Source organism: Piscinibacter sp. PDB5-1 (assembly GCF_056676035.1).
Genome location: NZ_JBWVZL010000005.1, coordinates 348,327 through 361,572, shown reverse-complemented (window position 1 = coordinate 361,572; position 13,246 = coordinate 348,327). Strand labels below are relative to the sequence as shown.

Annotated in this window: 14 protein-coding genes; 3 read left to right on the top strand and 11 right to left on the bottom strand. The window is 70.6% G+C overall.

What is annotated here, in order from left to right:
• Nucleotides 1-22: 22 nt before the first annotated feature.
• Nucleotides 23-397: a YraN family protein gene (locus AC1KAT_RS20560; RefSeq protein ID WP_480328892.1), complete on the bottom strand. Its 375-nt coding sequence runs from the start codon at nucleotides 395-397 to the stop codon at nucleotides 23-25.
• On the opposite strand from AC1KAT_RS20560, the gene rsmI reads away from it, so the two are divergent.
• Together rsmI and tldD are read left to right on the top strand one after the other, a co-directional pair.
• Complete coding sequence (rsmI, locus tag AC1KAT_RS20555; RefSeq protein ID WP_480328890.1) at nucleotides 396-1,322, top strand: 16S rRNA (cytidine(1402)-2'-O)-methyltransferase; 927 nt, start codon at nucleotides 396-398, stop codon at nucleotides 1,320-1,322. The genes AC1KAT_RS20560 and rsmI overlap by 2 nt on opposite strands.
• Before the next feature lie 98 nt (nucleotides 1,323-1,420).
• Complete coding sequence (tldD, locus tag AC1KAT_RS20550; protein WP_480328888.1) at nucleotides 1,421-2,896, top strand: metalloprotease TldD; 1,476 nt, start codon at nucleotides 1,421-1,423, stop codon at nucleotides 2,894-2,896.
• A 6-nt stretch (nucleotides 2,897-2,902) separates the two neighbouring features.
• On the opposite strand, the gene AC1KAT_RS20545 is transcribed toward tldD, so the two are convergent.
• A complete protein-coding gene (locus AC1KAT_RS20545; protein ID WP_480328886.1) occupies nucleotides 2,903-3,304 on the bottom strand; it encodes a hypothetical protein in 402 nt (133 codons plus the stop codon).
• A 284-nt stretch (nucleotides 3,305-3,588) separates the two neighbouring features.
• Here AC1KAT_RS20545 and AC1KAT_RS20540 point away from each other — a divergent pair, with 284 nt between their 5' ends.
• The gene (locus tag AC1KAT_RS20540) at nucleotides 3,589-4,710 is read left to right on the top strand and encodes a 3-deoxy-7-phosphoheptulonate synthase (RefSeq protein ID WP_480328884.1); all 1,122 of its coding nucleotides are present in this window, start codon (nucleotides 3,589-3,591) and stop codon (nucleotides 4,708-4,710) included.
• 124 nt (nucleotides 4,711-4,834) lie between these two features.
• Here AC1KAT_RS20540 and AC1KAT_RS20535 read toward each other — a convergent pair whose 3' ends face one another.
• The 9 genes from AC1KAT_RS20535 to AC1KAT_RS20495 form a co-directional block, all read right to left on the bottom strand.
• The gene (locus AC1KAT_RS20535) at nucleotides 4,835-5,419 is read right to left on the bottom strand and encodes a cob(I)yrinic acid a,c-diamide adenosyltransferase (RefSeq protein WP_480328882.1); all 585 of its coding nucleotides are present in this window, start codon (nucleotides 5,417-5,419) and stop codon (nucleotides 4,835-4,837) included.
• 13 nt (nucleotides 5,420-5,432) lie between these two features.
• Nucleotides 5,433-6,014, bottom strand: coding sequence for a DUF805 domain-containing protein (locus AC1KAT_RS20530; protein WP_480328880.1), 582 nt, complete (start codon nucleotides 6,012-6,014; stop codon nucleotides 5,433-5,435).
• Nucleotides 6,015-6,081: 67 nt separating this feature from the next.
• Nucleotides 6,082-7,440, bottom strand: coding sequence for a DUF58 domain-containing protein (locus tag AC1KAT_RS20525; RefSeq protein WP_480328878.1), 1,359 nt, complete (start codon nucleotides 7,438-7,440; stop codon nucleotides 6,082-6,084).
• A 13-nt stretch (nucleotides 7,441-7,453) separates the two neighbouring features.
• Entirely contained in the window at nucleotides 7,454-8,449 is a 996-nt protein-coding gene (locus AC1KAT_RS20520; RefSeq protein ID WP_480328876.1) for an AAA family ATPase, read from the bottom strand.
• An 11-nt stretch (nucleotides 8,450-8,460) separates the two neighbouring features.
• Nucleotides 8,461-9,981, bottom strand: a complete 1,521-nt coding sequence (locus AC1KAT_RS20515; RefSeq protein WP_480328874.1) for a hypothetical protein — start codon at nucleotides 9,979-9,981, stop codon at nucleotides 8,461-8,463.
• Complete coding sequence (locus tag AC1KAT_RS20510) at nucleotides 9,978-10,748, bottom strand: DUF4129 domain-containing protein (RefSeq protein WP_480328872.1); 771 nt, start codon at nucleotides 10,746-10,748, stop codon at nucleotides 9,978-9,980. Before AC1KAT_RS20510 ends, AC1KAT_RS20515 begins: the two co-directional genes overlap by 4 nt.
• A complete protein-coding gene (locus AC1KAT_RS20505) occupies nucleotides 10,738-11,469 on the bottom strand; it encodes a hypothetical protein (protein WP_480328870.1) in 732 nt (243 codons plus the stop codon). Before AC1KAT_RS20505 ends, AC1KAT_RS20510 begins: the two co-directional genes overlap by 11 nt.
• Complete coding sequence (locus AC1KAT_RS20500; RefSeq protein WP_480328868.1) at nucleotides 11,459-12,523, bottom strand: stage II sporulation protein M; 1,065 nt, start codon at nucleotides 12,521-12,523, stop codon at nucleotides 11,459-11,461. Before AC1KAT_RS20500 ends, AC1KAT_RS20505 begins: the two co-directional genes overlap by 11 nt.
• Complete coding sequence (locus tag AC1KAT_RS20495) at nucleotides 12,520-13,233, bottom strand: RDD family protein (RefSeq protein WP_480328866.1); 714 nt, start codon at nucleotides 13,231-13,233, stop codon at nucleotides 12,520-12,522. Before AC1KAT_RS20495 ends, AC1KAT_RS20500 begins: the two co-directional genes overlap by 4 nt.
• Nucleotides 13,234-13,246: the final 13 nt, after the last annotated feature.

The window sequence follows — 13,246 nt, the reverse complement described above, 5'->3', positions numbered from 1 at the left end:
GGGTTTCGCCGTCGATGCCGGGTCAATCGGCGCTGAACGCGGCCTGCAACCAGGCCAGCCGGTCGCCATCGAGGGTGACCACGTCGAAGCGGCACGGCGGCGGTGAGGCCATCGTCACCAGGTAGTGCCGGGCGGCGTAGACCACGCGGCGCTGCTTGCTCGCGGTGATGCTGGCGGCCGCGCCGCCGTGGCTGGCGCTCTTGCGCGCGCGCACTTCGACGAACACGAGCGTGCCGTCGCGGTCACGCATGATCAGATCGACTTCGCCGCCATGGGCGCGCGGGCCAGCCGCGACCCGATAATTCCGCGTCACCAGCCGAAGGCCCGCGCGCAGCAGATGCGCCAGCGCCCGTTGCTCGGCTTCATCCCCCACCTGTTTTGTTGTTGTCGCTGCCATGGCTTCCTCGACCAGCGCTTCTTCGCTGATGCTGCAAGCCGCCCAGGCGGCGGCCGGCGCGCAGCAGTATCCCGCAGGCGCGCTCTATGTCGTGGCCACGCCGATCGGCAACCTGGCCGACATCAGCCTGCGCGCCATCCACGTGCTGTCGCTGGTCGATGCCATCGCCTGCGAAGACACGCGCCACAGTGCCGCCCTGCTGCGCCACCTGGGCCTCGACAAACCCCTGCTCGCCGTGCACGAGCACAACGAACGCGAGGCGGCCGGGGCGGTGCTCGAACGCCTGTCGCGCGGCGAACGCGTTGCCTACGTCAGCGACGCCGGCACCCCGGCCGTCAGCGACCCCGGGGCGGCGCTGGTCGCGGCGGTGCAGGCGGCGGGCCACCGCACGCTGCCGCTGCCTGGTGCGAGCAGTGCGCTGGCCGCACTGAGCGTGGCGGGCGACACGGTGGCGCAGGGCTTTCGCTTCGTCGGCTTCTTGCCCGCGCGCGGCGGCGAGCGTGGCGCCGCGTTGAAAGGCGTGTGCGCCAACGCGGACGCACAGGTGCTGTTCGAAGCCCCGCACCGCATCGAGACCCTCGCGCGTGAGCTGGCCGCCGAGTGCCCGGCGCGGCGCATCACGGTGGCACGCGAGCTGACCAAGCAATTCGAGAGCATCACCACGCTCAGCATCGACGCGCTGCCCGAGTGGTTCGCCGCCGACGCCAACCGCACCCGCGGCGAATTCGTGCTGGTGCTGCACGCACAGCCCCTGGCAGCCGTCGATGCCTCGCACGAGACCGACCGCACGCTGGTCGCCTTGCTGGCTGAACTGCCACTCAAGCAGGCCGTGGGCTTGGCGGCCACGCTGACCGGCGCGCCGCGCAATGCGCTCTACGAACGCGCGCTGGCGCTGAAGAAAGAAGCCGACGCGGACGGCGGCTGAGCCCGCGTCGGCGGGCCGATTCGGCAAAACAAGCGCACAGGAACAGGCCAAGTCGGCTTCGCTGGACGCCAAGCGCCGCGAAGGCGGAGAATGTCCCGATGATTTCGCGCGAACCCACCCTCGAACGCCTGGCGGTTGCCCGCTCCCTGTTGCTCGAACCCTTCGGGCTCACCGACGCAACTCTCTCCAAGGCACTGGCCACCATCGCCCAGCACCGCATCGACGACGCCGACCTGTACTTCCAGTACACGCGCAGCGAAGGCTGGAGCCTCGAAGAGGGCATCGTCAAATCGGGCAGCTTCGGCATCGACCAGGGCGTGGGCGTGCGGGCGGTGGCCGGTGAGAAAACCGCCTTTGCCTACTCCGACGACATCTCTGAAGCGGCCTTGCTCGACGCCGCGCAAACGGTGCGCACCATTGCGGCGGCCGGCCAGAGCCGCAAGGTCAAGATCGACACCAAGCAGCGCATCGCCGGCAGCCGCGTGCTCTACGCGCCGATGGACCCGATCGCCACGCTCGACAGCACACAGAAGGTCGCGCTGCTGGAGAAGGTCGAGAAACTCGCCCGCGCCAAAGACCCGCGCATCAAGCAGGTGATGGCCGGCGTGGCCGCCGAATACGACGTGGTGCTGATCGCCCGGGCCGACGGCACGCTGGCCGCCGACGTGCGGCCGCTGGTGCGCCTGTCGGTCACCGTGATCGCCGAGCAGACCATCAACGGCGAGGTGCGCCGCGAGGTCGGTTCGGGCGGTGGTGGCGGGCGCTTCGGCCTGGGCTACTTCCACGACCCGATCATCGAGAGCTACGTGAACGACGCGGTGAATGCAGCGCTCACCAACCTCGAATCGCGCCCGGCCAAGGCCGGCGAGATGAGCGTGGTGCTCGGCCCGGGCTGGCCCGGTGTGCTGCTGCACGAGGCCATCGGCCACGGGCTCGAAGGCGACTTCAACCGCAAGGGCTCGAGCGCGTTCGCCGGCCGCATTGGCCAGCGTGTGGCGGCCAAGGGCGTGACGGTGCTCGACGACGGCACCATCCCCGACCGCCGCGGCTCGCTCAACGTCGATGACGAAGGCAACCCGAGCCAGCGCAACGTGCTGATCGAAGACGGCATCCTGAAGGGCTACATCCAGGACTCGATGAACGCCCGGCTGATGGGCGTCAAGCCCACCGGCAACGGCCGCCGCGAGAGCTACGCCGCCGTGCCGATGCCGCGCATGACCAACACCTACATGCTGGGCGGCGACAAGACGAAAGAAGAAATCATCGCCGGGCTCAAGCGCGGCCTGTACGCCACCAACTTCGGCGGCGGGCAGGTGGACATCACCAGCGGCAAGTTCGTGTTCTCGGCGAGCGAGGCCTTCTGGGTCGAGAACGGCAAGATCCAGTACCCGGTGAAGGGCGCGACCATCATCGGCAACGGGCCCGACGCGCTGACGCGCGTCAGCGCCATCGGCAACGACATGAAGCTCGACACCGGCGTCGGCGTGTGTGGCAAAGAAGGCCAGAGCGTGCCAGTGGGTGTCGGCCAGCCCACGCTGCGCATCGACAAGATGACGGTGGGCGGCACCGCCTGAGGGCGCTCAGCCCTCGGCAATCAGGCGGCAGTTCGCGACGGGCTTGCCGTTGATCAGCGTGATCTCGTTCTCGGCGACCGTGTAGCGCACGGTCTTGCCGCTGAGCTGGTTCAGCTTCTGTGCGGCTTCTTGGATGCAGGCCTGCTTCAGGTCGGCGAGCGATTGCGTTTCGCTGCCGAGGGCCGAATGGCTCAGGCCAGGCTTGCCAAGCGTGGGTGCCGAAGCGGTTGCGACCGGTGCGGAAGCGCCCGTCGACGCCGACTCGGCCCCCTTGCCGGTGACCGAGCGGTACGAGTCCTTCACGACCTTGGCGGTGTCGGCCACGACGCCTGGCATTTCGATGCTGACGCAGCCGCTCAGCAGCCAAGACAGAGACAGGGTCAGCGGCAGAAAAGAAGAAGGCTTCATGGGGCGCAGGCCGTGAGAAAAGAGGCGCATGCTATGCGAAGGGTTTTCGGCTGGCGTTCCCCCGCTTGACGGGGCGCGTGGGGGCCGTGCTACATTCCCGACCCATGCGTCCCGCTTACTTTTTCTTTGGCTACTTTTGGTTCTCGCACCGCACCGGCGGCGGAGAGATCAGCGCGTAGGCCCAAGAAAGACGCACCGAACTCCCCCAACCGCCGGTCCCGCGACCGGCGGTTTTTTTTCGCCTTCCCGATTCTTCAATTCGCACCGCACCAGGAGACCTCGCCATGAATGCCCAGTCCGCCAGCGCCGCCGAGGGTTGGTCCGCGCCCATCGACAAGACCGGCCAAACCGACGACGAACGGATCGTGAACGTGGTGCCCCTGCCCCCGCCCGAGCACCTGGTGCGCTTCTTCCCGATACGCGGCACGGCCGCCGAGACGCTGGTCGCCGACACGCGCCAGCGCATCAAGAACATCATGGCGGGCAGCGACGACCGCCTGCTGGTGATCATGGGGCCGTGCTCGATCCACGACCCGACCGCCGCCGTCGAGTACGCCCGCCGCCTGCTAGCGCAGCGCGAGAAGTACGCCGGCACGCTCGAAATCGTGATGCGCGTGTACTTCGAAAAGCCGCGCACCACGGTCGGCTGGAAGGGCCTGATCAACGACCCGTACCTCGACGAGAGCTACCGCATCGACGAAGGCCTGCGCATCGCGCGCCAGCTGCTCACCGAGATCAACAAGCTGGGCATGCCGGCCGGCAGCGAGTTCCTCGACGTGATCTCGCCGCAGTACATCGGTGACCTCATCAGCTGGGGCGCGATCGGTGCGCGCACCACCGAGAGCCAGGTGCACCGTGAGCTGGCCTCGGGCCTGTCGGCGCCGATCGGCTTCAAGAACGGCACCGACGGGAACATCCGCATCGCCACCGACGCCATCCAGGCGGCGGCGCGCCCGCACCACTTCCTGTCGGTGCACAAGAACGGCCAGGTCGCCATCGTCGAGACCAAGGGCAACACCGATTGCCACGTCATCCTGCGCGGCGGCAAGACACCGAACTACGACGCGGACCATGTGGACGCGGCCTGCCGCGACCTCGAAGCCGCCAAGCTGCGCCCGACGCTGATGGTTGATTGCTCGCATGCCAACAGCAGCAAGCAGCACGAGAAGCAGCTCGACGTGGCGAAGAACGTCGCGCAGCAACTCGCCGGCGGTTCCAAGCGCATCTTCGGGGTGATGGTCGAGAGCCACCTCGTCGCCGGGGCGCAGAAGTTCAGCGCCGGCAAGGACGACCCCGCCAAGCTCTGCTACGGCCAGAGCATCACCGACGCTTGCCTGGGTTGGGATGCCTCGGTCGAGGTGCTCGACGTGCTGAGCGAAGCGGTGAAGGCTCGACGCGCCCGCTGAATCGGGGTCGCCGCGTCCGCCCTGAGCCCGTCAAGGACCGGCTCAGGGCTTCGAATGGATCCAGCGCGACCGAGCGGCGCCCTCCCCTGGCCTGCGGTGCCGCAGGCCGCCCAATCACCCGGGCTCAGCCCTCGGTGCCTTCGTCGTGCGCGAGCCGCTCGCTGCGCCAGTAGACGTCGTCACCGCCCAGGCCATCGAGGTTGGCGCGGTTCAGCACCCGCGCCAGCACGAACATCAGGTCGCTCAGGCGGTTGAGGTAGTGGCGCGGTTCGGCGCGCACCGCCTCGGTGGCGGTCAAGGCCACCACCGCACGCTCGGCACGGCGGGCCACGGTGCGGCACACGTGCGCCAGCGAGGCGCTGCGTGTGCCGGCCGGCAAGATGAACTCTTTGAGGCGCGGCAAGGCCGCGTTGTGCTCGGCCAGCGCCTGGTCGAGGCGCAGCACCGCGTCGCCCTTGAGCAGCTCGTAGCCCGGGATCGACAGTTCGCCCCCGAGGTTGAACAGCTCGTGCTGGATCGTCACCAGCAAGGCGCGCACGCCCTCGGGCAGCGGCTCGCACAGCAGCACGCCGATCTGCGAGTTCAGCTCATCGACATTGCCCATCGCCTGCACGCGCAGGTGGTCCTTGGGCACGCGGGTGCCGTCGCCGAGGCCGGTCGTGCCGTCGTCGCCGGTGCGGGTGGCGATCTGCGTCAGGCGGTGGGACATGGCGGTCGCTCGCTCACCGATCGCCGCTCTGGCCCACGTCGGACGAAGGGGCCGACTGGCTCTGCGCCTGCCGCGCCTTGGCGCGTTTCGTGTAGTCGTTGTAGGCCGGCAAGGCCACGGCCGCCAGGATGCCGATCACGGCCACCGGCATCACCAAGGCCCCGAGGATGACGCCGACGCCGTTGGGCGGGGGCGGTTCGCCGTGGCGGTTGGGGCCCGGGGTGCCGGCCTTGAAGAGCCAGATCAGGCCCACGAGGGGGATGAGGCACAGCAGCACCGACCACCCCGTCCAGTCCATGTCGTGGGCCCGCTGGATGTGCACCAGCACCGACAGCACCAGGTACGGAATGGCGACCACGACACCGACCAGTCCGCCCACTTCGGGGCTCGCCCCCCCGGCGCCGAAGACGGCCCCCACCGCCCCGGCGGCCAACACCATGACGATGTAGCCGACCATCAAGTAGGCCATGTAGCGCAGGCGGCCGATCCGCCCCCGCGCGGCCCAGACCTTGGGCGTCGAGAAGCCGCCCGTGGCGGGGGCGCGGCCATCACCGATGGCGGCCTGCGGGGGCTGGTAGGGGTTCACGGCGGACATGCGTTGCTCCGGGGGTTGAAGATGAAGGGGCGGCAGGCCGCGCAGCCGGGGATCGTAGCGATGGCCGCTACAGCAGGCCAGAGCGCTTGACCGCGTGGTAGCGGTTCACCAGCGCGACGGGCAACTGCTGCGGCTCGACATCGACCGACAGCGCGTCGTGGTTGACGGCGCGACCGAAGGCGTCGCGGCGGGTCTGTTCGAACCAGTGCGCGCCGGCCACCTCGACGGCGTGGCGCGGTTGCTTCAGCGGCTGCTCGGCGAGTTCGCGCAGCACGCGTTCGCGCAGGCTGGCGACCATCACGAGGTGGCGGCCGCGCAGCAGCTTCAGCGCGGGTTGCAGCTCGGCCGCGTCTTCGTCGCGGAAGTTGGTCAGCACGATGATCAGCGCGCGCTTGTGCTGCACGCGCAGCAGCGATTCGGCAGCCTGCAGGTAGTCGGAATGCGAGGCACCGGGCTCGATGTCGTGCAGGCGCGCCATCAGCGCGTTCAGCGTCGCGCCGCCCTTGCGCGGGGCGAAGTGGCGCTCTTGGCCGGGCGGCGTGCCGAAGGTCATCGCGCCGACTTCGTCGCCCTCTTTCAGCGCGACGTAGCTCAGCAGCATCAAGGCGTTGAGCGCCTGGTCGAAGTGGCTGCCGTCGTGGCTGTCGTCCCCTTCGTCGGCGCGCATGCGGCGGCCGCAGTCGAGCAGGAACATCACGCACTGGTCGCGTTCGTCCTGGTACTGGCGCACGATGGGCTTGGAGTGCTTGAAGCTCGCCTTCCAGTCGATGTGGCGAATGGGGTCGCCGCGCTTGTATTCGGACAGCTGCTTGAAGTCGGTGCCCATGCCGCGCTGGGCGTAGGTCTTGATGCCGATCTGCGACAGGCGCCGGTCGCCGGCCAGCCACGCATAGCGCGCGACCGCGGCGAAGTTGGGATAGACCTGCAGCGCCTGCGCCTCGCCCACCGAGCGCAGCACCTCGAACAGGCGCAGCGGCGAGCGGATGCGCAGCTGCGTGGCGCCGAACTCGACGCGCCCGCGCTGGCGCGGCGTGACGCGGTAGCGCATGTCGAGCTGCTGCTTCGCGGGCACGGTGACGGTCTGCGGCAGGGCCTCGAAGGCGAGCTTGCCATCGACCTCGTCGAACACCGCGACACGCCACGTGCGCGCACCCTCGTTGACGAGCCGCAGCGACAGCGTGCGCGGCACGCCGAGCGCGAGCGCATGCGGCAGCGTGCGGTGCACACGCAGCGGCGACTGGCGCCAGGCCCGCGTCGCCCAGGCGAGGTCGAGCGCAGCCGCCAGCAGCGCGGCGGCCAGCAGCGCGCCGGCCGCCCACGCGACCATGGCCAGCGCCACGCCGGACAGCAAGGCCACGGCGCCCGCCAAGGCGAGCAGGCCCAGCGCCCAGACGGCGGCGCGTGAAGGAATCAATCGCAGGCGCATCGGCGCGCGGGGCTCAGAGGCGGGGCGCTTCGACGCTGTCGAGCGCCGAGCGCAGCAGCTCATCGACCTCGCGGCCTTCGAGTTGCGCATCGGGGGCCAGCATCACGCGGTGGCGCAGCGCCGGCAGGGCGTGGTGCTTCACGTCGTCGGGCGTGACGAAGTCGCGCGCCTGCAAGAGCGCGGTGGCGCGCGCCGCACGCACCAGGGCGATGGCGCCACGCGGGCCGGCGCCCGACGACAGGCCCGGCCAGTCGCGCGTGGCACGGGTGATGCGCACGGCGTAGTCGGCCACCTTCTCGTCGCAGCGGATGAACGAGGCCATGCGCTGCACGGCCATCACCATGCGCTCGTCCAGGCGCGGCTGCAGCGCGTCGAGCGGGAAGACGTCGCCGGTCTGCTGCTCGGTCGTGCGGCGCACGATGGCGGTTTCTTCTTCGTGCGAGGGAAAGCCGATGTTGATCTTGAGCAGGAAGCGGTCGAGCTGCGCCTCGGGCAACGGGTAGGTGCCTTCGGTGTCGATCGGGTTCTGCGTCGCCATCACCATGAACGGGCGCGGCAGCGGCAGGGTCTGGCCTTCGAGCGTGACCTGGTATTCCTGCATCACTTCGAGCAGCGCGCTCTGCGTCTTGGCCGGCGCGCGGTTGATTTCGTCGGCCAGCAGCAGGTTGGTGAACACCGGGCCCTTGTGCACGCGCAGCGCACCGATGCTGCCGCCTTCGCCGCGGGCGTTGACGTCGAGCACCGAGTGGCCGGTGATGTCGGACGGCATGAGGTCGGGCGTGAACTGCACCCGCGCGTGCTGCAGGCTCATGGCCTTGGCGAGCGAGCGCGCCAGCAGCGTCTTGCCCAGGCCGGGCACGCCTTCGATCAGCACGTGGCCGCAGGCGATCAGCGCCACCAGGGTCTGATCGACGGCCTCGCGCTGCCCGACCACGGCCTTGCCGACTTCGCTGCGCAGCGTGTTCAGCAGCTCGGCGGCGCGGGTCAGGTCTTCGGTTTTGATCTGCATGGAAACGGTCCTTATCGGGCAGTCGGAGATGTCGTGGAAGAAGCGGCGCCGCTGGCCGCCGGGCGCTTGGCCAGCAGCGCGGCGAGCGTGCGGTCGCGCGCGGCCTGCACCACGCGGCGGCGTGCGGTTTCGAGCAGTTCGAGGCTGGCCGCCATGGCGTGCGGCGAGCGGTGCACGGTGCGGTCGAGCGCGTGGGCGAGCGCGTCGCCTTCGAGGCCGGTCACGCGCGCCAGCACGGCGGCGCGTTCGCCGCGGCCCATCTTGGCGTAGCCGGGCAGGTGGCCACGGCCGCATTCGTCGAGCGCGCGGATCTGCGCGGCGTACAAGGTGCCCGCGCCACGGGTGCGCAGGAACTGCGCGGTGCCGGTGACCTGCTCAGCCATCGAGCGCCGCACCGGCGCCTGGTGCGCGACAACGGGGCCGAAGCGCACCGCGCCGCGCCACAGCGCCAGCGCGATCGCCAGGCCGGACGCCAGCACGACGACCCAGGCGTTGTGCCACAGCCATTCGAGGAAGGGCGCGCGCGACTCTTCGGTGACGAACCAGACGGCCGCGCCACGCCGCACCTGCAGCGTGGCCACCATCAGCGCCGCGTGGTCGCCCGAGAACAGCTCGTCGTTGTCGAACAGGCCCGTGCCCCACTCGGACAGCACCGTGACGCTGCCACGGCCCACGGCCACGCGCACGATGTCGCCGACGCCGCCGTCGTGCGGGCCCACGGCCCACAGCGGCGCGCGGCCGTCGCGCGCGCTCAGGGGCAGGTCGGCATCGACCGCGCCGCAGATGCGGTAGGTGCGGCGCGCGCCGAAGGCCGGGCGCACGCCGTTGGGCTCGATGGTGTCGCGGCAGCGGCGCCCTTCGGTGGCTTCGTCGCCGCCTTCTTCGCCGGCCTCGCTCAGCGCCAGGCGCCGGGGCGCGATGCTCGTCACCGGGCCCGCGGGCGCCGAGCGCAGCGGCGGCGCTTCGATGGCCGGGGGCGGGGCGGTGTCGCCGCCCGGGTCGCCGGCGGCGTCGGCTTCGTCGGCGGCGTCGGCTTCGTCGGCGTCCGGCACGGGCTCGGGGCTGTCGCCGCCCTCGCCTTCATCGCCCTCGCCTTCACCCGCTTCGCCCTCGCAGCTGTCGTCCTCACAGCCCGCGCCGCCGTCTTCGTCGTCGGCCAGCGCGACCGGCACCCAGGCGAGGCGGCCTTCGTCGTCTTTCAGCATGGTCGAATAGATGACCAGGTGGCCACCGCCTTCGACCCAGGCGCGCAGCCGGGCGTCGTTCTCGGGAAAGATGTCCCAGTGCCACGAGGTGAGCCACAGCGTGCTGCCCGCGGGCGGCAGGCGACTCAGGCCGGTCGGGCGCTGCACATCGCCGCCGAGGGCGCGGGTCAGTTGCTGGGTCGCGTACAGCGGGTTGGTCGCGGCCTCGCCGCGCGCGGCGCGGGGCACGTCTTTCTCGACCCACTCGGTGCACGAGACCATCCACCCGCCGAGGCCCAGCACGACGGCGGCGATCAGCAGGCGGGGGATCAGCTCGCGGGCCTTCATCGCGCGCCCCCGGTCGCGGCACCCGCCGCCAGCAGGCGCGGGGCGCCGAGCTGCGCCTCGAAGGCGTCGCACAGCGACAGCACGGTCTCGTCCGTCGGCAGGCGACCGCCATAGACCGCCAGCTGCCAGGCCGTGACGAGGCGCTCGAAGTAGTCGCCGCGGGCGGTGTCGAGCCGCTTGCGCGCGAGCGCCACGCAGTCGCCCTCGGTGCTGGCCGCGCGGATCGCCACGCCGTGTGCATGCACCAGCCGCGACAGCGCGCCGCGGTACAGCAGCGACAAGGCCGGGCGGTGCTCACCGCGTTGCCACATCGCGCGCGCGGCCGCGCCGATCTGGTCGGGCAGGCTTTCGGGGCGGATGTCGAGGTCGCGCACGTGGCTGGGCGGCGGTGCCATGCCCGGCGTGCGCGACTCGGCCCGCACGCGCACCCAGTGGCGCAGACCGAACAGCACGAAGGCCACCACCACCGCGCCCAGCACCCACACGAAGATGCGCCCGGCGTCGTTCATCCACTGCACCAGGTCCTTCAGCCAGTCGAGGTCGGGGCCGTCTTTCTTCTTCTCTTCGGGCGCGTCGGGCGTGTCGCTGTCCTTGAACGACAGCACGCGCTTCTTCTCGGTGCCGGGCAGGTTGGGGTCGCGGCGCAGCTTGTCGGCGGCCGCCTCGACCTCGGCGCGCGTCGGCAAGGCGGGCGGCTCGGCCCAGGCCAGCGCCTGCGCGCAGCCCATCACCACGGCCAGCAGCCAGGCCGCCGCGTCAGAACGCATGGCGGAACTCCTGCTCGATGTCCCAGGCTTCGAGCTGCACGCGGCGGTTCAGATACATGACGAAGCCGGCCGCCACGTAGAAGGGCTCCAGCAGCGTGACCACCAGTGCATAGGCGGTTGAGCTGAGCAGGGTGGTCACCAGCCCGGCGTCTTCGGAGGTGAACCACTCGAACACGCCCTCGCCGGTGCCCGGGGGCGCGAGCCACAACGCCATCGACATCAAGCCCAGGCCCAGCACCATCTCGACGTGGGCGAACGCCAGGTGCATGCCCATGGCCGAGCCGCGCTGCGCGTGCAGCAACTGGCGGCTGCGCTGGCGACGCGACGCGCCCGTCTGGCCTTCGAGCTGGTAGATCGGCTGGCTGTACGAACGCCACGGTGAGAAGCGCCGCCACAGCAGCGTGGACGGCAACTGCCCCCACCACACCTCGCGCTGCGCACGCCACAGGTCGTTGAAGCGCGTGCGCTGCCCGAAGGCCGCGCGCGACAGCACGAAGAGCACGCTGCGGTCGAGCCAGGGCTTGAGCCAGAAGATCAGCACCGTGGGCAGCCACGACGCGAACTCGGCCGTCGCAAGCGCCAGTAGCACCACCGCCGCGAACACCGGCCCGCAGGTGCGCCAGATGTCGCCGGCGTGCGTTTGCACCATGCGCACGCCGAGGTCGGCCGCCTCGGACATGGGGCGCGGGCGCAGCTTCAATGCGATGGCGTCAATCCGCACGGCGCGCCCCCTTCGGCAGCCGCGCCGGCCGACCCTGCCAGCCGAGGTAGGCGAAGACCAGCACCCAGCAGGCACCGCCAACGATGTACTTCACCTCGGGCGGCACCCAGCGCGACGAGGACCAGAAGGCCTCGACCGCCGCAGCGATCAGCAGCATGCCGAACACGCCGTAGACCACGACGATGGCGTCGCGCGAGGCCAGCCGCAGCGCCTCGATGCGCGAGTGCCGCCCCGGCGCCAGCAGTGCATGGCCGATGCGCAGCCCGGCCGCGCCCGACAGCACGATGGCGGTCAGCTCGAAGGCGCCGTGCGTGACCACGAACGAATAGAAGTTCTCGGAGTAGCCGCGCGCGGTCAGGTAGCCGCCCACGCCACCGGCGAACAGGCCGTTGTAGGCGAGGAAGAAGATGCTGCCCAGCCCGAAGAAGATGCCGCTGGCGAAGCACTGAAAGCCGATGCCGATGTTGTTCATGATGTAGAAGCCGAACATCTCCCAGTCGGTGTCGGCCTCGCGTTCACGGCCGATGCTGTGCGCCCCCGGGCCGTACATCGCATCGAACTGCTCGACCGTCTGCGCATCGACCAGGTGCAGCACGAAGCCCGGGTCGAGGTAGGTGGCGATGCCCACGCCCAGCAGCGGCCCCACGAAGAGCAGCGTGGCCACCAGCACGTACCAGCGGTGCGCGCGCACGGCCTCGGGCACATCGACCAGCACCAGTTGCTTGAAGCGCGCGATGCCGCCGTCGCGGCGGCGGTAGATGATCTGGTGCGCCCGCTGCGTGAGGCTTTCGAGCCGGTGCGTCACCGACATCGGGTACGAGCGCGCCTGCGCCAGCGCGAGGTGCTCGCAGCAGCGCCGGTACAGCGCGCTGAGCTGGGCACCGTCGAGCGGGGTCTTGTCTTTCTGGACCACGACCTTGGCCTTCTTGCCATTGGCACCGGCCGCTTGCGCCACCGGCTTCACGCGCGGGGCCAGGCCTTCGGCGCGCTGGATCAGCAGTTCCAGCTCGTCCCACATCGCGCCGTAGGTGGCCTCGAACTGGCGCGGGGTCATGCGCCGCCCTCCTTGCGGTGGCCGAGCAGCCAGTGCGCCACGCCCAGCAGCCCCTCGGTCGCGCTCTCGCCACGGTGCGCCGGCGTGACCGACGCCGCCAGCTCGGCCAGTTCGTCGGCACGCGCGGGCGTCAGGCGTGCGGCGCGGCCGGCCCATTCGACGATGGCCGACTGCTCGGCCGGGTTCAGCGGGCGGGTCGGTGCGGTGGGTGTCGCGGGCGGGATCGCGCCGTGGAGGTTCACCGACTCGCGGTACACAACCAGCGTGCCGGCGGCCAGGTCGCCCAGGCGCTTGAAGTCGTGCCGCAGCAGCACCGACAAGGCACCGGCGGCGTACATCGCCGGCAGGAAGTCGGCCGCGCGCAGCAGGTTGCGGGTGATCGACGCGGCCGGCGTGATCGGCAGGCCGGTGGCCATCACGACTTGCAAGCCCATGGTCCGCTTGCCCGGCGTGGCGCCGTGGCGGCCCAGCTCGAACAGCACCGGGTAGAACCATTCGAGCGCGAAGAAGAAGATCGTCATGAACGCCGCGCCCATGCCGCCGAAGGGGATGGACACGGTCGCCGCCGCCACGAACAGGCCGACGCGGATGGCGAAGTCGATCAGGTACGCCAGGAAGCGCGGCGACACGCCGGCCGGGCGCAGCGACAGCGCGATGCCTTCAGGCGTCTCGGCGGTGTAGAGGGTGTCGAGGGGGGCGCGTGCGTTCACGGGTTCGCGAGAG

Excerpts from the sequence above, each read along its gene's own strand:
- AC1KAT_RS20515 (WP_480328874.1), bottom strand. The coding sequence starts at position 9,981 with ATGAAGGCCCGCGAGCTGATCCCCCGCCTGCTGATCGCCGCCGTCGTG.
- AC1KAT_RS20520 (WP_480328876.1), bottom strand. The coding sequence starts at position 8,449 with ATGCAGATCAAAACCGAAGACCTGACCCGCGCCGCCGAGCTGCTGAAC.
- AC1KAT_RS20540 (WP_480328884.1), top strand. The coding sequence starts at position 3,589 with ATGAATGCCCAGTCCGCCAGCGCCGCCGAGGGTTGGTCCGCGCCCATC.
- rsmI (WP_480328890.1), top strand. The coding sequence starts at position 396 with ATGGCTTCCTCGACCAGCGCTTCTTCGCTGATGCTGCAAGCCGCCCAG.
- AC1KAT_RS20535 (WP_480328882.1), bottom strand. The coding sequence starts at position 5,419 with ATGTCCCACCGCCTGACGCAGATCGCCACCCGCACCGGCGACGACGGC.
- tldD (WP_480328888.1), top strand. The coding sequence starts at position 1,421 with ATGATTTCGCGCGAACCCACCCTCGAACGCCTGGCGGTTGCCCGCTCC.
- AC1KAT_RS20545 (WP_480328886.1), bottom strand. The coding sequence starts at position 3,304 with ATGAAGCCTTCTTCTTTTCTGCCGCTGACCCTGTCTCTGTCTTGGCTG.
- AC1KAT_RS20525 (WP_480328878.1), bottom strand. The coding sequence starts at position 7,440 with ATGCGCCTGCGATTGATTCCTTCACGCGCCGCCGTCTGGGCGCTGGGC.
- AC1KAT_RS20560 (WP_480328892.1), bottom strand. The coding sequence starts at position 397 with ATGGCAGCGACAACAACAAAACAGGTGGGGGATGAAGCCGAGCAACGG.
- AC1KAT_RS20530 (WP_480328880.1), bottom strand. The coding sequence starts at position 6,014 with ATGTCCGCCGTGAACCCCTACCAGCCCCCGCAGGCCGCCATCGGTGAT.
- AC1KAT_RS20510 (WP_480328872.1), bottom strand. The coding sequence starts at position 10,748 with ATGCGTTCTGACGCGGCGGCCTGGCTGCTGGCCGTGGTGATGGGCTGC.
- AC1KAT_RS20500 (WP_480328868.1), bottom strand. The coding sequence starts at position 12,523 with ATGACCCCGCGCCAGTTCGAGGCCACCTACGGCGCGATGTGGGACGAG.